The sequence below is a fragment of the Streptomyces sp. NPDC055140 genome (assembly GCF_053607285.1).
In genome coordinates this window covers 55,942-74,436 of the sequence record NZ_JBSGTG010000019.1, presented here as the reverse complement: position 1 = coordinate 74,436, position 18,495 = coordinate 55,942, and the positions used below count along the sequence as shown (strand labels likewise).

Annotated in this window: 15 protein-coding genes and 1 pseudogene; 4 read left to right on the top strand and 12 right to left on the bottom strand. The window is 69.7% G+C overall.

Annotation, left to right across the window (positions count from 1 at the left end):
- Positions 1-17: 17 nt before the first annotated feature.
- On the top strand, positions 18-578 hold the full coding sequence (locus ACWFR4_RS30965) for a hypothetical protein (protein ID WP_453469869.1): 561 nt from the start codon (positions 18-20) through the stop codon (positions 576-578).
- Between the two features lie 156 nt (positions 579-734).
- On the opposite strand, the gene sigJ is transcribed toward ACWFR4_RS30965, so the two are convergent.
- Complete coding sequence (gene sigJ, locus ACWFR4_RS30960; protein ID WP_453655512.1) at positions 735-1,652, bottom strand: RNA polymerase sigma factor SigJ; 918 nt, start codon at positions 1,650-1,652, stop codon at positions 735-737.
- A gap of 101 nt (positions 1,653-1,753) precedes the next feature.
- On the opposite strand from sigJ, the gene ACWFR4_RS30955 reads away from it, so the two are divergent.
- A complete protein-coding gene (locus ACWFR4_RS30955; protein ID WP_453469583.1) occupies positions 1,754-2,134 on the top strand; it encodes a hypothetical protein in 381 nt (126 codons plus the stop codon).
- A 9-nt stretch (positions 2,135-2,143) separates the two neighbouring features.
- On the opposite strand, the pseudogene ACWFR4_RS30950 reads toward ACWFR4_RS30955, so the two are convergent.
- From ACWFR4_RS30950 to ACWFR4_RS30905, 10 genes and pseudogenes are all read right to left on the bottom strand, one after another.
- Positions 2,144-2,269, bottom strand: a pseudogene (locus ACWFR4_RS30950) (IS5/IS1182 family transposase); the annotation flags it as partial.
- Between the two features lie 39 nt (positions 2,270-2,308).
- A complete protein-coding gene (locus tag ACWFR4_RS30945) occupies positions 2,309-4,477 on the bottom strand; it encodes a glycoside hydrolase family 3 N-terminal domain-containing protein (protein ID WP_453655511.1) in 2,169 nt (722 codons plus the stop codon).
- A gap of 76 nt (positions 4,478-4,553) precedes the next feature.
- On the bottom strand, positions 4,554-5,492 hold the full coding sequence (locus ACWFR4_RS30940) for an ROK family protein (RefSeq protein WP_453655510.1): 939 nt from the start codon (positions 5,490-5,492) through the stop codon (positions 4,554-4,556).
- The gene (locus tag ACWFR4_RS30935) at positions 5,489-6,361 is read right to left on the bottom strand and encodes a hypothetical protein (protein ID WP_453655509.1); all 873 of its coding nucleotides are present in this window, start codon (positions 6,359-6,361) and stop codon (positions 5,489-5,491) included. Before ACWFR4_RS30935 ends, ACWFR4_RS30940 begins: the two co-directional genes overlap by 4 nt.
- A 36-nt stretch (positions 6,362-6,397) precedes the next feature.
- Positions 6,398-7,171 carry a phytanoyl-CoA dioxygenase family protein gene (locus tag ACWFR4_RS30930; protein ID WP_453655508.1) on the bottom strand — a complete coding sequence of 258 codons (774 nt, stop codon included), beginning with the start codon at positions 7,169-7,171 and terminating at the stop codon, positions 6,398-6,400.
- Positions 7,172-7,240: 69 nt separating this feature from the next.
- On the bottom strand, positions 7,241-9,097 hold the full coding sequence (locus ACWFR4_RS30925; protein ID WP_453655507.1) for an ABC transporter ATP-binding protein: 1,857 nt from the start codon (positions 9,095-9,097) through the stop codon (positions 7,241-7,243).
- A gap of 1 nt (position 9,098) precedes the next feature.
- Positions 9,099-10,037: an ABC transporter permease gene (locus ACWFR4_RS30920; RefSeq protein WP_453655506.1), complete on the bottom strand. Its 939-nt coding sequence runs from the start codon at positions 10,035-10,037 to the stop codon at positions 9,099-9,101.
- Positions 10,037-11,032: an ABC transporter permease gene (locus tag ACWFR4_RS30915; protein ID WP_453655505.1), complete on the bottom strand. Its 996-nt coding sequence runs from the start codon at positions 11,030-11,032 to the stop codon at positions 10,037-10,039. The genes ACWFR4_RS30920 and ACWFR4_RS30915 overlap by 1 nt, the downstream gene beginning before the upstream one ends.
- A gap of 6 nt (positions 11,033-11,038) precedes the next feature.
- Positions 11,039-12,712, bottom strand: a complete 1,674-nt coding sequence (locus ACWFR4_RS30910; protein WP_453655504.1) for an ABC transporter substrate-binding protein — start codon at positions 12,710-12,712, stop codon at positions 11,039-11,041.
- 60 nt (positions 12,713-12,772) lie between these two features.
- Positions 12,773-13,756 carry a LacI family DNA-binding transcriptional regulator gene (locus ACWFR4_RS30905; RefSeq protein ID WP_453655503.1) on the bottom strand — a complete coding sequence of 328 codons (984 nt, stop codon included), beginning with the start codon at positions 13,754-13,756 and terminating at the stop codon, positions 12,773-12,775.
- A 189-nt stretch (positions 13,757-13,945) separates the two neighbouring features.
- On the opposite strand from ACWFR4_RS30905, the gene ACWFR4_RS30900 reads away from it, so the two are divergent.
- Positions 13,946-16,483 (top strand): beta-galactosidase, encoded by a 2,538-nt coding sequence (locus tag ACWFR4_RS30900; protein ID WP_453655502.1) that lies wholly within the window; start codon positions 13,946-13,948, stop codon positions 16,481-16,483.
- 55 nt (positions 16,484-16,538) lie between these two features.
- Entirely contained in the window at positions 16,539-17,642 is a 1,104-nt protein-coding gene (locus ACWFR4_RS30895) for a Gfo/Idh/MocA family protein (RefSeq protein WP_453655501.1), read from the top strand.
- Between the two features lie 80 nt (positions 17,643-17,722).
- Here ACWFR4_RS30895 and ACWFR4_RS30890 read toward each other — a convergent pair whose 3' ends face one another.
- Positions 17,723-18,490 (bottom strand): carbohydrate ABC transporter permease, encoded by a 768-nt coding sequence (locus tag ACWFR4_RS30890; RefSeq protein WP_453655500.1) that lies wholly within the window; start codon positions 18,488-18,490, stop codon positions 17,723-17,725.
- Positions 18,491-18,495: the final 5 nt, after the last annotated feature.

Genomic DNA, 18,495 nt, shown 5'->3' with positions numbered 1-18,495 from the left:
GCGGAAGGAACACGAAAGTGACGGTTGCCGATCGCCCCCTCACAGCCTTGCTGAAGCAGCGCGGGCTCCACCTCACTCAGGAGCGCAGCGACGCCGCCGATATCACGTACGTATGCCTGCACGACGGGCTTCCTGGGGGATACCCGATCGGTTACGTCCTCCCGTCCCGCGCGGGAACCTGGTTCGCCTACGCCCGGGCACGCCCCGGCCGGATCTTCGCCTGCGACCAGGTCGAATCCGGCCTGTCCAGTGCCGAGTCGGCCGTGCGCGCGGTCCTCGACCACGCCCACTTCGGCGATGTCCTGCATGCCATGGAACTGGCCGCGGGTTCCAACGCCACCTACACCGCCGACCTGCCCCGCGGCCACGCTGCCCGGCTCACCGCACTCGCCGAACCCGGCGGCGTCACCCGCCTCGGCAACCGCCGGGTCCGCCTCACCGCCACCGCCGTCGCGTACCTCCGGGGCCTGCCCAAACAGCACGGCTGCCACGTGGACCACGAGGACCGGATCTGGCTGGGCGGAGAGTCGTACGCCTTGACGCGAGAGTCGGTCCGACCCTGTGACCGGTATGTCTGACGGGATTGCCTGGACAGGGAAACACCGCGCCACGGACACAGCTGTCAGCCGGCCCGGATGTTGGACGCGACACCCGGCCCAAGCGGCGTGACGAGCGGTTACGCGACGAGCAGGAGCACACTGATCGCCGGCATCACCACGGAGTCGAGCCGTGGGCTAGCCCTCCGCGCACCACGGCCGCAGCTTCTCCGGGTTGCGGATCGCCCAGATCCGGGTGACGCGCCCGTCGGAGACGTCGAACGAGGCTACGGTCATGACGACGCCGGCACGTTGGGCCACCAGGCCCGGCACGCCGTTGACCGACCGCTCCAGGAGTTCGAGCCCCGGAGCCTTGTCGGCAATGGCGACCATGTACTGCGCGATGCGTGCGCCGCCCTCGACCGGGCGCAGGACGGTGCCGACCATGCCGCCGCCGTCGGCGGTCATCACGGCGGCCGGGTTGAGGAGGCCGACGAGGGCTGCGATGTCCTTGGTCTCCCATGCCTCTTTGACGTGCTTCACCACGTCAGCCTGGCCGGTCGCCGTCACCGGAACGCGCGCGACGCTCACCCGGCGCCGAGCGGAGGCCGCCAACTGCTTGCAGGCCGCGGGGGTCCGGCCGAGAACGTCGGCGATCTCGGCGAACGGGTACCGGAAGACGTCGTGCAGGACGAACGCCACCCGCTCGGCGGGCGTCATTGACTCCAGGACGACGAGGAAGGCCATGGACACCGACTCGTCCAGGACGATCTGGTCGGCGGGATCTGCGGCGCCGGTGGGGTCGGCGCCGCCCGCGTGGTCCCACTCGGTGCGGTCGGGCAGCGGTTCGGGCAGCCATGCGCCGACATAGCGTTCACGGCGGGCCCGCGCCGAGCCGAGCAGGTCCAGGCAGATGCGGCCGGTCACCGTCGTCAGCCAGGCGCCGGGGGACAGGATCTCCTCCTGCCGGCTTCGCGTCAGCCCGTACCAGCGTGCGTAGGCATCCTGCACGGCGTCCTCGGCCTCGGTCACCGAACCGAGCAACCGGTAGGCGACATTGATCAGTTGGCGCCGCTCGCCGGCTACCTCATCCGTGCCGGCCCCGACAGTCCCCATGCTTCCGGCCGTCCCCTCGCCTTACCTTTCGCAGGCCCGCGTCGTCGGGCTGGTGAGACCTTATCGATCTACTGCCCGAGGGCGGAAAAGGGGACTGTGACATGGCCACTGAGGTGAAGCCGACGACGACGGCGAATGCACGGCGCAGCTCCTCGTTCCTGCAGATCGCGATCGCGCTGCAGACTCTGACCATCCTTCTTCAGGCGGTCTCCGCCGGACTGCTGCTGACCGCGTCGTACGGAGAAACACTGCACAGTGTCGGAGCCCGTGTGATGTACGGGGCGTCGATGCTGTACGTGCTCGCGGCGGTGCTGGCGTGGAAGCGGGGTGGCGGCTCGCCCCGGCCGATCTGGCACGCGTCAGGTTTCCTCGCACTCGCCTCGGTCCAGGTCGTGCTCGGCATCGCGCACGTCCCGTCGGTCCATCTCCCCCTGGGCGTCCTGATGTTCGGCCTGAGCGTGCTGGCGCTGGCCCGGCGCTGAGACCGTTTCCTATGTGGTGAGGCGTCTGTGGCAGCACAGGGCTGCGGCGAAGCTGAGGAAGGCGAGGTGGTTGCGGGGGTGTCGTTCGCAGCGGTGGTTGAGTCGGCGGTAACCGGTCAGCCAGGACACGGGACGCGGTGGTGGCCCCGGGAGGGCCACCACCCCGTCGAGGCGTCAGTCCGGCACCACTCGCAGCGTGCCCCGGCTCTCCGTTTCCGAACTCGTGCCGGTGTAGAGGTCGAAACGGCCGGGTTCGACGGTGAAGGTTCCGGCCTGGTCGTTCGTCCAGAAACCCAGGTCGTCGGTGCCGACGTGGAAGGTGACCGTGGTGGAGTCGCCGGGGGCGAGGGTGACGCGTTCGAAGCCGCGCAGTTTGCGGACCGGCTGGGTGATGCTCGCCGCGACGTCGTGGACGTACAGCTGGACGACCTCGTCGCCGATGCGGACGCCGGTGTTGGTGAGGGTGACCGTGACCTCGACCGTCGCGCCGTCGTCCAGGAGAGCGGTCGCGCTGATGGTCTCCTGGCTCAGGCGGGGCTCGGAGACGGTGAAGGACGTGTAGCTCAGGCCGTGTCCGAAGGGAAGACGCGGGCCCTGAGGAAGGTCCAGGTAGCGGGAGCGGAAGTGCTCGTCCGGTGTCTCTGGATCGTAGGGGCGGCCGGTGTTCTCGTAGTTGTAGTAGATCGGGACCTGACCCACCGAGCGCGGGAAGGTCACCGGGAGCTTGCCGCCAGGGTTCACCTGGCCGAAGAGCACGTCGGCCACCGCGTGGCCCGCCTCGATGCCGGGGTGCCATGCCTCGAGGACAGCCGGCGCCGTGTCCAGCCAGGCGCCGAGGGCGAGGGGCCGTCCGTTGAACAGGACCACGGCGTACGGCTTTCCGGTCGCGGCGACGGCCTCGATGAGTTCCTCCTGGCCGGCCGGGAGTCGGATGTCGCTGCGGGAGCAGGCCTCGCCACTCAGCCGGGACTCCTCGCCGACCACGATCACTGTGAGGTCCGAGGCCGAGGCGGCGGCCACCGCCTCGTCGATGCCCCCGCCCGAGTACGTGACCGTACGGTCCGGGGCCGCCGCCCGTACGCCGTCCAGCACGCTCACCGACGGAAACCGGTACGCGCCCGGACCGCCCCACGTGCCGTGCATGTCAGCCGAGTCGGCGAGCGGGCCGACCACGGCGACCGAGCCCGTACCCGTGGGGCTGAGCGGGAGAAGCTCCCCTTCGTTCTTCAGGAGCACCATCGAGCGCGCGGCCACGGCCCGCGACGCCGCCCGCGCCTCACGCGCCGGCTCCGTGATCTCCGCGGACTCGTCGGCGTAGGGGTTCTCGAACAGGCCGAGTGCGAACTTCAGTTGAAGGATGCGCGCCACCGCGTCGTCCACCCGGTCCATCGTGATGCGGCCCTGTGCGAGAAGTTCTGTGCCGTGGTCGACGACATGGGTGGAGACCATCTCCATGTCCAGACCCGCGTTCAGGGCGAGGCGTGCCGCGTCCGCGCCGTCCTCCGCGTAGCCGTGGGCGATGAGTTCCTCGACGCCTGTGTAGTCGCTGACGATGAAGCCGTCGAAGCCCCACTCGGTCTTCAGGACGTCGTTCATGGTGTGCGGATTGCCGTGCGCCGGGACGCCCGAGACCGTGTTGAACGCGGCCATCACGGTGGCCACCCCGGCCTCCACGGCCGCCCGGAACGGCGGCAGATAGAGGTTGCGGAGCCGCTGCTCGGACACGTCGACCGTGTTGTAGTCGCGGCCGCCCTCCGCCCCTCCGTACGCCACGAAGTGCTTGGCGCAGGCCGCGATCCGGCCGTCGTCGGCCAGCTCGCCGCCGTCCGCCGGGCCCTGGTAGCCGCGCACCTTGGCGGCCGCGAAGGCGGACGTCAGATAGGGGTCCTCGCCGCAGCCCTCGGCGATACGGCCCCAGCGCGGCTCGTGGGTGACATCCATCATCGGGGAGAACGTCCAGCGCACGCCCTGCGAGCGGGCCTCCTTCGCCGACACCTCGGCGTCGCGCCGCGCTGTCTCCGGGTCGAAGCTCGCGGCCTGCGCCAGCGGGATCGGGAATGTCGTCCAGTAGCCGTGGATCACGTCGAGGCCGAAGAGGAGCGGGATGCCGAGCCGGGACTCCTCAACGGCGATGCGCTGCAGCGCGTTGGTGTGCGCAGCGCCGTGGATGTTGAGGACCGACCCGAGCAGCCCGGCGCGTGCCGAGGCCTCCGCGTGATCGGTCTGGCCGCCGCCAGGCCCGGTGTCCCCGTTCCATGACAGCTGCTGGAGCTGGCCCAGCTTCTCTTCGGGCGTCATCCTGCCGAGGAGTTCTTTGATCTTGTTTTCGTGCGGTCCGGGCATGGGGGTACCTCCAGGGAAGTCGTGAGGGCCGCGTGGCAGGGCGGCGGAAGAGAAGAGCGGGAAACACGCCGTGATGTCAGGCGATGCGGTGTGCTTCCCGGGCGCAGGCCGGGTGTTCCCAGGCGGCGAGGGCCGCGCCGGAGAGCCCGGAGAGGGCGCCGTGTTCCGCGAGGCGGACCGGCGGCCGGCCCCGGCGCCGGGCGTGTGCGGCGTAGGCGGACCGGATCGACTCGTCGAGCAGTCCGCCGGCGGTGCCGAGTCCGCCGCCGACGACGATCGCGGCGGGGTCGAGCAGTGCCACCGCCCAGGCAAGTGCCGTGCCGAGGGCGCCTCCGGCCGTGCCGAGTACGTCGAATGCCGCGGCGTCACCGGCCTCCGCGCGCGCCACCACCATGCGGGCTCCGGTCACCGCCGATCCGGTGACCGCCGAGTAGCGCGCGGCGATCCCGGACCCCGAGGCGTAACCCTCCAGGTCCGGCGGCAGACCGCCGTGCACCGGCCACGTGCCAAGGCCCAGCGCCTCTCCGCGCTGCCCCGCCCACACGCGTCCGTCCTGCACGAACGCGGCGGACAGGCCCGTGCCCAGAGACACGTACAAGAACGAACCGAGCCCCCGGCCGCTGCCGGTCCGCGCCTCCGCGAGCGCGCCGCAGCGCACGTCCGACTCGACGACCACCGGCCGTCCGGGCACCAGCGGGGCGAGGAGACCGGCCGGCTGCTCTGACCAGCCGATGACCTCACGGCTGGTCAGAGCGCCGGCCCCCGACACGTACTCGGGGAACCCGGCGCCGATCCCCACGACTTCCGCGCCCATGTCCTCTGCCCGGACAGTCAGTTCACGCGCCAGCGCCACCGTGCCGCGCAGCCCCGGATCGCAGCCGCCGTCCCGCACCGCAGCACGCTCGCCCGTGCACAGCACCGCGCCGTCCTCCGCCACGAGCCCGCCGGACAGGGTGGTGCCGCCGATGTCGAGGGCAACCACCACCCGCGCACCGGCGCCACTCGCTGTCCTCATGGCCGCCAGCCTTCGGGAACACGCCCGGCACCGGCCCAGTACGCCGCGCCCCCGCCGTCGAAGTCCATCAGCTGGTACCGGGTGCCCGCCGGCAGGTACGCGGCGTCGTGCGGCTCGACGCGGTGCCACGCCGGGCCGGCGAAGCCGGGCAGATGCAGATGGACGGTGCCCTCGGTGACGTACAGGACGGTCTCGTCGGCCGTGACGTGCTCCTGGCCGCGGTGGCCCGGCGTCAACCGCCCACGCGTGACCGTCAGATACTCGGTGTCCACCGCCGTCCCCGCCAGATGCCCGCCGTCGTCCTCCGGCAGCCAGTGCAGATGACCGTCCTCCCGTACGACGTGGATGCGCGAGGCCGCCTCCCGGTCGGCGCGCGCCGCCGGCCATCGGCCGCTCCAGCGCGTGTCCCGGTACCGCGTCTCGCCGAGCAGCGGTTGACTTCGCGCATACGGCGACGCCGTGTCGTGCGACGGCGGCGGCGAGAAGAACTCCAGTACCCGTACCGGCTCGTGGCGTGGATTGACCGCGTGCGTCCAGGTGTCACGCCGGAAGAAACCGATGTCACCGACGGCCAGCGGGCGGACCTCGCCGTGCTCCGGGTCGATCAGGATCAGTTCGCCCTCCAGGACGGTGTACGCCACATCGGCCGCGAACACCGTCGGGTTCATCGCCGAATGCACATACCGTCCGCGCGGCGGAAGCGTGAACTGCAGGACGTGCAGATCGCTCGACGACACGTACACCCGGTCGCTGACATGCCCCGAACCGTCCTCGTCGCCCCACAGATGCCGTACCGCATCCTGCTGCCGGACGACTGTGGGGTGCTCGTAGATGGGACGGGGTGTCGGACGCCGTACGCCTTCGGTCACCGGATTCCTCTTCTCTCTCCTTCCGTCTCCCGGTCCTCAGATCTCCGCCACGATCTTTCCGTCCGACAAGAACCGGTCGGTGGCGCCCTGCGGGGTGTCCGGCGCGTCCTTGAGCGTGATGACGTCCTTCGAGTACTGCGCGATGTACACCCGCCGGTTGCGGTCGGTCAGGTTCGGACCGCTGCGGTGCATCACGACGCTGGAGAACACCACGATCGAACCCGCCGGCGCCGTCATCGGCATGCCAGGGTCCGAACCGAAGTAGCAGACACGGTCGTTGGAGACGGGATCGGTGATGTGCTTCACATACGACTTCACTCCCGAGCGCGAGTACGGCAACAGATGCACCGGGCCGTTGTCCAGGGTCACGTCGTCGAGCGCGATCCATACCGTCACGTACGGCTCGTGGTCCTCGTGCACATAACCGGAGTCCTGGTGCCAGGAGAACGCGGTGTCCGGATCGCCTGCCTTGATGACGTACTGCTCCCAGAACAGATACGCCTCCTCGCCGATCGTGGCCCGGCAGATCTCCGCGGTCAGCTCGCTGAAGAGGAAGGTGCGCAGCTCGGGGCGGTGCTGGTAGATCATGTTGGAGAAGTAGCGCTTGCCGCGGTGGTTGATGCCGATCGTGTCGACACCGGCCGCGTCCATCTCCGCGTCGAGCCGGTCGATGGAGTACTGCGCGCCGCCGCGCAGCAGCTCCAGCTGTTCTTCGCTGAGGGCGTTCTCGAGGACGAAGTAGCCCTCGTTCTCGTACTGTTCGCGCAGCGCGGGCGTGACGAGCTCGCCGAGGGTGCTGTTCGTTGCCATGAATGCCTCCTGGGCTGTGGCGTGAGGAAGTGCCATAAGTGGAGTGCTGTCGTGGGACGTAGAGGACCGTTACGTGCCGGAGGGGACCGCGCGCGCCCCGTCAGGGCGGGGGATGGCCGCGAGCAGCTTGCGGGTGTACGGGTCGCGGGCGTGGCCGATCACGTCGAGGGTGGGGCCCTGTTCGACCAGGGCTCCCTGATTCAGGACCAGGACCTCGTCGGCGAGGAGCCGCGCGCTGAGCAGGTCGTGGGTGATGTAGAGCATGGCGATGGAGCGGTCGCGTACGAGCTGGTCGAGGAGTTCGACGATCTCCGCGCGGATGGAGACGTCGAGCATGGAGATCGGCTCGTCCGCGACGAGGACGTCGGGCTCCGGTGCCAGGGCGCGGGCGATGACGACGCGCTGCCGCTGGCCGCCCGACAGCTGGCCGGGCAGCTTGTCGAGATACTGCTCGGCCGGGCTGAGGCCGACGGTCTCCAGGAGTTCGGCCGCGCGGGTACGGGCCTGTTCGGCGTTCAGGCCCAGGTGGTTGCGGAGCGGTCGGCTCAGCGCGTAGCCGATGGTGCGGGTGGGGTTGAGCGCCGCGAACGGGTCCTGGAACACCAGCTGGACGTGGCGCCGGTAGCGGCGCAGGGCCCGGCGGCCCAGGGTGTCCACGCGCTCGTCCTTGAAGTGGATCGTGCCGCTGGTGGGCCGCTCCACCCCTGTGATCATCCGGGCGATGGTGGTCTTGCCCGAGCCGCTCTGCCCGACGAGTGCGCCGACCCGCCCCGGCCGGAGCGCGAACGACACGTCGTCCACGGCCCGTACGGTCGTCGTGCGAAAACCGCGCCTGGTGCGGTACTCCTTGCCGACGCCCGCCACGACAAGCACCGGCTCGGTGTCGGCCGCATCCCTGCTGCGTGCGCCGCCGACGGCGGAGAACACCGAGGCGGGGCGCGCACTCGCGGGCCGCGACCCCCCGGACTCCTCGACGAGGAGGCACCGGGCCGCCCCGCGCTCGACGGGCAGCAATTCCGGATGACGGGTGCGGCAGGCGTCCAGGGCCACCGGGCAGCGCGGCTCGAAGAGACAGCCCTGGTGTTCGCGCGCCAGGTTCGGCGGCCGTCCGGGGATGAAGGCGACCTGAACGACCTCGTCGCGCGGGTCGGCGTACGAACCGAGGAGCCCGGTGCTGTACGGGTGAAGCTGTTCGGCGACCATGTCGGCGGCCGGCCGACTCTCGACGATCTCGCCCGCGTACATGACGAGCACCCGGTCGGCCATCTCCATGACGGTGCCGAGGTCGTGGCTGATGAACAGGACCGCGAACCCGAGCGTGCGCTGGAGCTCGCGCAGCCGGTCGAGGATGTCGCGCTGCACGACGACGTCCAGGCCGGTCGTCGGCTCGTCGAGAAGCACGAACTTCGGCCGCAGGGCGAGCGCGAGAGCCAGGGCGACGCGCTGCTTCATACCGCCGGACAGCTCGTGCGGGTAACACCGCAGCACGTCCCGGTCGAGGGAGACCAGCTCCAGGAGTTCACCGGCCCGCGCGTCCACATCGACATCCCTGCCCGACGCCTCGGGATGCGCGGCGTAGGTGTCGGCGAACTGCTCCCGCACGGTGATCACCGGATTGAGCGAGTTCATGCTCGACTGGAACACGGTCGACAGGTCGGCCCAGCGCCGCGCCCGCAGCTCGTGCTCGCCGACGTGTGTGATGTCGTGGCCGTCGAAGACGATGCTGCCGCCGGTGATCGCGGCGGGCTTCTCCAGGAGCCGCAGGATCGCGTTGCCCAGGGTCGACTTGCCGCAGCCCGACTCGCCGAGCAGGCCGACGAACTCGCCCTCGGCGACCTCGAGTCCGACCCGGTGGACGGCCCGTACGGCTTCGGCGCCGCGCGGGCTGTAGGTCACGGTCAGATCGGTGACTTCGAGCAGGGCCATCTCAGTCCTCCCTCAGGTGCGGGTTGCTCAGCGCGTCGACGCCGAAGTTGATCAGCGAGAACGAGGTGACGAGGAGGGCGAGTGCCAGGCCCGGCGCGATCAGCCATGCCCACTGGCCGGTCGTCATCGCGCCGCCCATGCTCGCCTGGTTGAGCATCGTTCCCCAGCTCGTCGTCGACGGGTCGCCGAGGCCCAGGAACGACAGGCCCGCCTCGGCACCGATCGCGCCGAGCGACGCTCCCATGAAGTCCACGACGATCAGCGAGATCATGTTGGGCGCGATCTCGTACAGGATGATGCGTGGCGTGCTGTCGCCCGCGAACTTGGCGGCCGTCACGTAGTCGCGGGTGCGCAGGGTGGCGATCTGGGCGCGTTTGACGCGGGCGCCGAAGGCCCAGCCGGTGACCGTGATGACGACGATGATCAGCCAGAGGCCCTTGACCGGCGCGTACGCCGCGAGGGTGATCATCAGGGGGAGGACAGGGACGACGAGACCAAGGTTGATGAAGAACGAGAGGACCTCGTCGACCGCGCCCTGCAGATAGCCGGCTGTGAGCCCGACGGCGACCGCGATCAGGGTGGACAGGGTGCCCGCGACCACGCCGACGATCAGTGAGGTCCGGGCCCCGTGGATCACCTGCGAGAACACGTCCTCACCGCGTGCGGTGGTGCCCAGCCAGTGCGCGGCCGTCGGCCCCTCGGACAGGCCGAAGCTGTCGGTGCGCGGCGAGTACGGCGCGATGACGGGGGCGAAGACCGCGACGAGGACGAAGGCGGTGAGCAGCAGCAGCCCGGCGCGGCACTTGCCGTTACGCCACAGGATGAGAAACCAGCCGGGCAGCCGCGCGGAGCGGCCGGCGGTGATCGCGGCGAGCTGCACGCCCTCGGTGTCGCCGGCGTTCGGCACCGCCGCGGCGCTCGGGGTGTTGGCGAGGGTCATCAGGCTGCCTCCGTGCGGCGGACCCGCGGATCCAGGAACCCGTAAGCCATGTCGGCAAGGAAGTTGGCGATCAGGACGCCAACGGTGGTGAACAGGAACAGCGCCTGCATCAGCGGGAAGTCCTTGTTGCTCACTGCCTCGAGGAGGAGACGCCCGAGCCCGGGGTAGCTGAAGATGCTCTCCACGAGCACGGTGCCGCCGAGGATGCCGCCGAGCGCGATGGCGAAGCCCGTGACATTCGGCAGGATCGCGATCCGCGCGCCGTAGGTCAGGGCGATCCGGCGGCGCGGCAGGCCCTTGGCGCGGGCGAGCCGCGCGTAGTCCTCGCCGAGGGTCTGCACCATGTTGTTGCGCATGCCGATGATCCAGCCGATCGGCCCGGTGACCAGCAGCGCGACGGCGGGCAGGACACTGTGCTGGAACGCGTCGGAGAAGAACAACCAGGTCCAGCTCGGAGAGCTGCCGCCGCCGTAACCGCCGCCCTCGGGGAACCAGTTGAGGGTGATGGCGAAGACGAACACGAGGAGCAGCGCGATCCAGAAGAACGGCAGGGTGCCCACGAAGGTCGAACCGAGCGTGATCACCGTGTCGACCCGGCTGTTGCGCCGATAGGCGGCCCAGGCCCCGAGGAGCGTGCCGACCACGAACGACAGGATCTGGGTGACCCCGACCAGGATCAGGGTCCAGGGCACGGCCTGCATGACGACGTCGCCCACGCTGTACGGATAGTAGGTGTACGAGATGCCGAACTGCCCGTGGGCGAGCGCCCCGAGGTAGTCCCAGTACTGCGTGAGCAGACTGCCGTCGGGCGCGCCGAGCATCTTGCGGACGGCCGCCAGCTGGGTCGGGTCGGTCACGCCGGTCTTGCCCGCCAGACGCGTGAGGAGCGCCTGGGCCGGATCGCCCGGCTGGAGCCGGGGGATCAGGAAGTTCAGGGTCACCGCGGCCCAGAGGGTGGCCAGGAAGAACCCGGCGCGGCGGAGGAAGTACGTCATTCCGGCTCAGTCCTTGGCCGGGCGCAGATGGGTGAGGATGATGAGGTTGTCGCCGCCCGCGGCGTACGGGTTCTTCGCGTTCGGCCAGCCGACGGCCCGCGTGGTGTCGTACTGGAACCACTTGGCGCCGTACCAGATCGGGATCATCGGGACCTCGTCCGTCATGATCGCGCTGAGGCCCGCGACGGCCTTCTTCTGGTCCGCCTTGGTGGTGGCGGACCGCAGATCGGCGAGGAGCGCGTCGGTCTTCCGGTCCTTCCAGCGGACCTCGTTGCTGAAGGCGTGCTTCCCGATGGGGGCGGTGCCCTCGCTGCCGAGTGGGTAGCCGAAGCCGTTGGACATGTTGCAGTCGCCGCCGTGCGCGCCGAACATCATGTCGTAGCGGCCCATGGCTCGGTCCTCGTCGTGGGCCTCCGGCGTCGTGCGGTCCAGTTCGACCTGGAGACCGAGCGCTTTGAGGTTCTTGACGAGGATCTCGGCCGCCGCGACCCAGTCCGTGTACGCCGTGGGGGCCTTGAACTTGAACGAGATCGGCTTGCCGTCCTTGCCGAGCCGCCGGCCCCGGGAGTCCTTCTTGTAACCGGCCTTCGTGAGCGCCTCGTCGGCGGCCTTCGGATCGAACGGGATGCGGCCGTCGTTCTTGATGCCCTTGGGCAGCCAGTCCTGCTGGCCGGGCAGGACGAGGCTGGTCTGGCTGGCCGTTTTCACATAGCCGAGCTGTGCCTTCCGCGCCACGGTGTCGCGGTCGAAGGCGCTCGTGAGCGCGCGGCGGAAGGCGACATCGTCGAAGGGGGCCTCGGTGAGGTTCATGTAGACGCTCATCACCATGCCCGGCGCGTACCAGTAGTGGTGGTGCTTCGGGTCCTTGTCGACGTACGCCTTCTTGACGTCCGGGATGAACATCCCGTTGGTGTCGTACTCGCCGCGGCCCATCTTGAGCTGCTCGATCTCGGGAGAGCCGTTGTTGGCCTTGAAGCGGACCTCCTTGACCTTGACCTTGTCGGCCTGCCAGTAGCGGGCGTTGCGCTCGGTCACCACCTGCTGGGGGTTGAACGACTTGACCTTCATCGGGCCGGTGCCGACCGGGTTCTTGGCGTTGGTGAACTTCGTCGGGTCCTTGACCTTCGACCAGATGTGCTCGGGCACGATCGGGATGGAGCTGATCGTCGTGAAGCCCGAGGCGCCGGGCTTCTTGAAGGAGAAGGTGACCTGGTTGTCACCGGTGGCCTTCACCGACTTCAGGAGCGGCCACACCGCCTTGGTGTCCAGGACGTCGTACTTCTTGATCATGTTGAAGGTGAACGCGACGTCGTCCGCGGTCAGCGGCTTGCCGTCGTTCCACTGCACGCCCGGACGGAGGGTGAAGACAAGGGTCTTCGGGTCCTGCCAGTCGTACGACTTCGCCAGCCAGGGGACCTCTTTGCAGCTGTTCTGCTCGATCTGGTAGAGGCTCTCGTACACAAAGTTCGTGGCCACGAGCTTGGAAGTGTCGAGGAACGGGTTGTAGTTGGCCTGCGGTGCGCTGCCGCCGCCGATGCCCGCGTACGTGATGTGGCTGATCATTCCGCCCGAGTTGACGCTGTCGGCGGTGTCCTCGGTGCCCGTGCATCCTGCGAGCAGCAGGCTCGAACTCGCCAGGCCTGCTATGAGCGCAGTGGTGAAGCGTGGCCGTCTCGTCATTGAGATACCTCCGTCGTCTGCAGGTGTCGCGCGTCTGTTCCGCTGTCCGATGGTCGGCGCTCAGGTGTCCAAGGGGTCTGCGACCGCCGGGCGGCAGCCGCACGATTCGCGCAGGACGAGCCGGGTCGGCAGGGTGATGTGCCGGGTGACCCGTGGCTCCCGGTCGGCCAGGAGACGGGCCGTGGTGGTGGCGAGTTCGCGGATGGGCTGACGGACCGTGGTCAGTCCTGGCCGCACCATGGCCGCCATATCCATGTCGTCGAATCCTGTGACCGCGAGGTCGTCGGGCACGCGCAGGCCGCGGCCGAGCGCGCTGAGCACCAGCCCCAGCGCGGTCTCGTCGTTGGCGCACATCACCGCGTCGGGCCGCTGTCCGCCGTCCAGGATCTGCTGGGCGGCGATGATCCCGTCGGACTGCTGGAGCCCGACCCGTACGGGCTCGGCGGGTGGAACCACCCCCGCCTCCTGGTGCGCGCCGAGGAACGCCTCCCAGCGGGACGTCACATCGGGGGAGCCGTCCGGATTGCCGACGAACGCGAGGCGGCGGTAGCCGTGTTCGACGAGCAGATGCCGGGCCAGCGCCCCGAAGGTGGTGTTGTCCATGGTCACCGTCGTGTGCGCGCCCCGCTCCCGGGCGCACACCACCACCAGCCGCACCTGGCGCGCCACCTGTTCGAGGGCCGCGTCGGACACGGTGCCGGCGAGGATGGCCAGGCCGTCGACGCGGCCGGCGAGATCGATCACCCGCGTGTCGGTCTCCGAGTGGGAGTGGGAGGCGAGCAGGAACATGCTGTCGCCCGACTCCTGCACCTCCTCCTCGAAACCCTGGAGCAGCTCGGAGAAGTACGGTCCCGACAGGCCCGGGAAGACCAGGCCGAGCGCTCCGTGCCGGGTCTCGGCAAGGGCGCGGCCCAGATGGTTGGGGCGGTAGCCGGACTCCTCGATGATGCGCAGGACCCTCTCGCGCAACTCCGGTGAGACCGTGGCCGAACCCCGCGAGACACGCGAGACCGTGGCGGGCGAAACACCCGCCTGTTGTGCCACCCAGCGCAGTGATACACGGCTATTGCCCATCGTGACGGCCCCCGATATGTTCGGGAAACCGGTTTCGGGAAACCGGTTTCACGGCGATTTCAGGAACGTAGTCCGGCCCTGGCAGAGATGGCAATACCCCTGTCAGGAACCGGGGTTCAGATCTCAGAATTCCGAAAATCACCTGATGGGGACTGTTTCGTGAGCACTTCGCAAGGTTCGGACCGCGCGACACACGGGGCACGGGCGCAGGGCTCCGCGTCCGGGGAACAGGCAGACAGAACAGTCGAGTTCGAGCGACGACGGCTCCTCGTGGGTGGGGTGCCGAGGATCGTCATGGCCGGGGAGGTGCACTACTTCCGGCTGCGCCGTGGGGACTGGGCCGACCGGCTCGACAAGCTGCTGGCGGCAGGCTGCACCGCCGTCGCCAGCTACATGCCATGGCTGGTGCACGAGACCCCCGACGGCGAGGTGGATCTGACGGGAGCCACCAGCGAGTACCGCGACCTCGTCCACTTCCTCGAACTCGCCGCCGAACGCGATCTGTTGGTGATCGCACGTCCCGGCCCGTTCGTCATGGCCGAGCTCAAGAACGAGGGCGTGCCCTTCCGGATCTACCGGGACCACCCCGAGGCAGTGCCGCGCGGCTGGGACGGCGACCCCGTGCCGACCCGCACGCTCGACTACCTGGCCCCCGGCTATCTCTCCCAGGCCGAACGCTGGTTCGCGGCCGTCACGTCCGTACTCGCCGAGCATCAGATCACCCGCGGCGGCCCGGTCGCGGCCCTCCAGCTCGACAACGAGGTCGGCATGCTGACCTGGGTCAGCGGCGCCCCCGAACTCACCGACCGCACCCTGGCCGCGCTGGCGTCGCAGTCCCTTGAGCGGTGGGGCCGCGAGGAGTCCGTACGCCGCTACGGCGCGGACCCCGCGGACTTCGCGGCATGGGCGGATCAGTGGCGCTCCGGCGGTACCCGCAGCGGCACCGAGGCCCAGCAGCTGACGCTCCACCACGACCTCGCGGACCACCACCGCGACCGGTACGCCACGTACCTGCTGCGACTGCGCGACGTGGCCCTGGAGCACGGCATCGAGGTCCCGATGCTGGTCAACCTGCATGGCACCGACGCCGCCCGCGGCCGCACCTTCCCGATCGGCATCAGCCAGCTGTCCCGCGCGTACGCCGGCATCCCGCGGATGACCTCCGGCTCGGACCACTACCTGTACGACGCGACCGTCGAGAACACCCCCGACCTGTACGTCATGAACGCCTTCATGGCCGCCGTCCACGACGCCGACCAGCCGCTCACCTCACTGGAGTTCGAGGCCGGCACCGGCGACTACGGCGAGGACCTGAGCCGCCAGGCCGCCCCCGAGGCCACCGGACTCAAGACCCGCCTGTGCGTCGCCCAGGGCAACCGGCTGATCAACTACTACCTGTTCAGCGGCGGCCACAATCCGCCCCTGGACGAGCCCGCCGGCGACGGCAACGACCGGATCGCCTTCACCGGTGAACGCCATGGCTTCGCCGCGCCCGTCGACCCCGAGGGCAGGCTCAGCGAGGCGTACACCGGGATCCGGGACGTCGTGCGCGCGGTGCGCGGCAGCGAGCACCTGCTGGCCGACATGGACGAGGTGCACGACGACCTCGTCCTCGGCTACGTCCCCGACCACTATCTGACCGAGTTCGCCCACCCCGCCTCCGGCGCCCGGCGAGAACAGCGCCGCGACATCGAACGCTCGCGGGGCATGGGGCCGCGCGACATCCTGGCCCGCGCCCTCGTCCTCGGCGGCCACTCCTTCGCGGCGCGCGACCTCTCGGCGGCGCCGACGTCGTTCCGCAGCGAGCTCGATCCGGCCGGACCGGTGCTCGCGCTCGCCACGCCCGCCACGCTGGGGCACGCGGTTCAGGAGCGGCTCGCCGCGTATCTGCGCGCGGGCGGCCGCCTGCTTCTTCACGGGCGGCTTCCGGTCCTCGACGACGACGGCACGCCCTGCACGGTGCTCGCCGAGGCGCTCGGTCTCGCGGTCGAGGAGACCGCGGACGGCACGGGCGGCTACTTCCCGTCCGTACGGGCCATCGGCTGGGCCGGTCCGCAGCCCGAGGTCCGGGTCGGCTTCCTGGAGCGGCTGCGGACCACGGGCACCGGCGTGGCCAAGGCCGAACCGCTCGCCCTGGACGTCGCCGACGGCTCGCCCGCCGCGATGGACGTCACCCTCGAAGGAGGCGGCCGGGCAGTCGTCATTGCCTGCGACTATCCGTGCCACCTGGAGTTCTGGCGCATGCTGCTCGGGCGTCTCGGCGTACGCGCCACGACCGTCGCCGACGGAGCGACGCCCGGACTCGCCACCACGGTCACGGCGGACGCGACGGGCCAGAAGCTCGTCCACCTGATCAACGTCTCCGTGCAGCCGCAGCGCTTCACGCTGACCGTGGCGGGAGAGGTGTACGCCGGTGGCACCGTGCTCGAACTGCCCGCCCGCACCGGCCTGATGCTGCCGCTCGACGTCCGTCTCGACGCGGCGGTGCTGCGCTGGGCGACGGCCGAACTCGACGGCCCGGGGGACGGATCCATGCTGTCGCTGCGGCGGGGCGCGGGGCCCGGCAGCGCGTTTCTCGAGACCGGCCGGACGGTCGTCGTCGAGGACGGCGTCCGTACCGAACGCACCGAAGGCGGCGTCCTGGTGACGTGGCCGGGAGGTGCGGACGGCGAGCGGCTGGTCGTCCAGCTCGCGTGAGCAGTTCCACCGCACGACCTCTACCCGATCCGATCGACAGAAGGAGACCGGTGCGATGACACTCAAGATCGGAGTCCTGGGCCTCGGCAGTGTGTTCCAAGGCCCATACTCCTCCCTGATCACCAAGCTCCAGCACGAAGGACGTATCGAGCTGGTGGCGGGGTACGACCCGGACCCCGGCAAGCGGGCGACGACCGCCGAGCGGTTCGGGGCCGACACCTCGTTCGCGGACGGCCAGGAGCTGATAGACCGCGCGGACCTCGACATCGTCCTCGTCCTGACCAGCATGAACGAGCACGGATCGCTGGCGCGTGCAGCCCTGGAGGCCGGAAAGCACGTCCTGGTCGAGAAGCCGATGGCGACCTCCCTGGAGGAGGCCGCCGAACTCCTCGAGGCGGCCGCCGGTGCCCGCGGACAGCTGGTCTGCGCCCCGCACGTCGCGTTGTCCCCGACGTATCGCGAGATGCACCGGCGCGTGCGCGACGGGGAGATCGGCGCGCTCCATCTGGCCAGGGCCCGTTACGGCTGGTCGGGGCCCTGGTGGGGACGCTGGTTCTACGAGCAGGGCGGCGGCTCGCTCTTCGACCTCGGGGTCTACAACCTCACCAGCCTGTGCGGATTCCTCGGCTCCGTGCAGCGGGTGACCGCGATGGTCGGCGTCGCCGTTCCCAAGCGCGAGGCGGAGGGCGAGCAGGTCACCGTACGCTCCGACGACAACGCGCACATCGTCCTGGACTTCGGGGACGCCCGGTTCGCGTCCATCGCCACCGGCTTCACGCTGCAGAAGTACCGGTCGCCGGCCGTGGAGCTGTACGGCAGCGCCGGGACGATGCAGATGCTGGGCGACGACTGGGCGCCCGAGGGCTTCGAGCAATGGACCAATGCGCGAGGCTCCTGGGAGATCGTCGGCGAGACTGAACCCAACTGGCCCTGGACCGACGGCCTCCGTCATCTCGTCGACTGCGTGGAGAACGGCACCCGTACGCTCACCCGGCCCGAGCACGCCTACCACGCCCTCGAAGTGATGCTGGCCGCCAAGCGTTCGGCGGAGGAGGGACGGGTCGTGGAGATCCAGAGCACCTTCCCCGACTTCGCGTACGACGGCGCGGAGCAGGCGGCGCAGGACGGCCGGGGCAAGCACGACCCGCGTTCGTCCTGACCCGCCTACGACATGACCCGCGTATGACCGGTGCCCCGCACTCAAGTCGAGTGCGGGGCACGGGTGTTGGTCCGCGCTTGTTACTCGCGTACGGCCCCGGAGAGGATGCCGCGGATGAAGTGACGCTGGAAGAACAGATAGAGCAGCACGATCGGCAGCGAGATCGTCACCGCGCCTGCCGACAGGAGATTGGCCTGGATGCCGTAGCGCGTGGAGAAGGCGCCGAGGCCGAGCGTCATCGGCTGGTGATCCGGATCGGTCACCATGATCAGGGACAGGAAGTAGTCGTTCCAGGTCCACATGAACGTGAGGAGTACGAAGGTGATCACGGCGGGCCGGGCAATGGGCAGATGGATCCGCCACAGCTGGGCCCACGAGCCCGCCCCGTCCATCTCCGCCGACTCGGCGATCGCCCGCGGAACGGTCCGGAACGCGGCCCGCATCCAGAAGGCCCCGAAGCTCACGCCCATGCCGACATGGATGAGGACGATGCCCTGGTAGGTGTCGGTCAGGTGGTACGCGAAGAAGTCGTAGTAGAGCGGCACCACGATCGTTTCCATCGGGACCATCAGGCCGAGCAGCACCAGGGGGAAAAGCCACTTCTCACCGATGACGCCGAGGACCCCGAAGGCGTAACCGCTCAGGATCGCGAGGGCGGTCGAGACCACCACCGCGCTGCCGCTGATGATGAGGCTGGATTTCAGGTAGTGGGTGAAGTCCGCCTGGGCCCAGGCGGTGGTGAAGTTGCCCCACCGCAGATCGCCGAGGTCGAGCGTGCCGGTGGCGTTCGGGCTGAGTGCCACGCCGAGCACCCAGCCGATCGGGAAGAGCACACCGACGGCGATCACGGTCA

Bases quoted from the DNA above. Each gene is read 5' to 3' on its own strand.
- sigJ (WP_453655512.1), bottom strand. From the start codon at position 1,652: ATGGGGACTGTCGGGGCCGGCACGGATGAGGTAGCCGGCGAGCGGCGC.
- ACWFR4_RS30955 (WP_453469583.1), top strand. From the start codon at position 1,754: ATGGCCACTGAGGTGAAGCCGACGACGACGGCGAATGCACGGCGCAGC.
- ACWFR4_RS30945 (WP_453655511.1), bottom strand. From the start codon at position 4,477: ATGCCCGGACCGCACGAAAACAAGATCAAAGAACTCCTCGGCAGGATG.
- ACWFR4_RS30940 (WP_453655510.1), bottom strand. From the start codon at position 5,492: ATGAGGACAGCGAGTGGCGCCGGTGCGCGGGTGGTGGTTGCCCTCGAC.
- ACWFR4_RS30930 (WP_453655508.1), bottom strand. From the start codon at position 7,171: ATGGCAACGAACAGCACCCTCGGCGAGCTCGTCACGCCCGCGCTGCGC.
- ACWFR4_RS30925 (WP_453655507.1), bottom strand. From the start codon at position 9,097: ATGGCCCTGCTCGAAGTCACCGATCTGACCGTGACCTACAGCCCGCGC.
- ACWFR4_RS30920 (WP_453655506.1), bottom strand. From the start codon at position 10,037: ATGACCCTCGCCAACACCCCGAGCGCCGCGGCGGTGCCGAACGCCGGC.
- ACWFR4_RS30915 (WP_453655505.1), bottom strand. From the start codon at position 11,032: ATGACGTACTTCCTCCGCCGCGCCGGGTTCTTCCTGGCCACCCTCTGG.
- ACWFR4_RS30910 (WP_453655504.1), bottom strand. From the start codon at position 12,712: ATGACGAGACGGCCACGCTTCACCACTGCGCTCATAGCAGGCCTGGCG.
- ACWFR4_RS30895 (WP_453655501.1), top strand. From the start codon at position 16,539: ATGACACTCAAGATCGGAGTCCTGGGCCTCGGCAGTGTGTTCCAAGGC.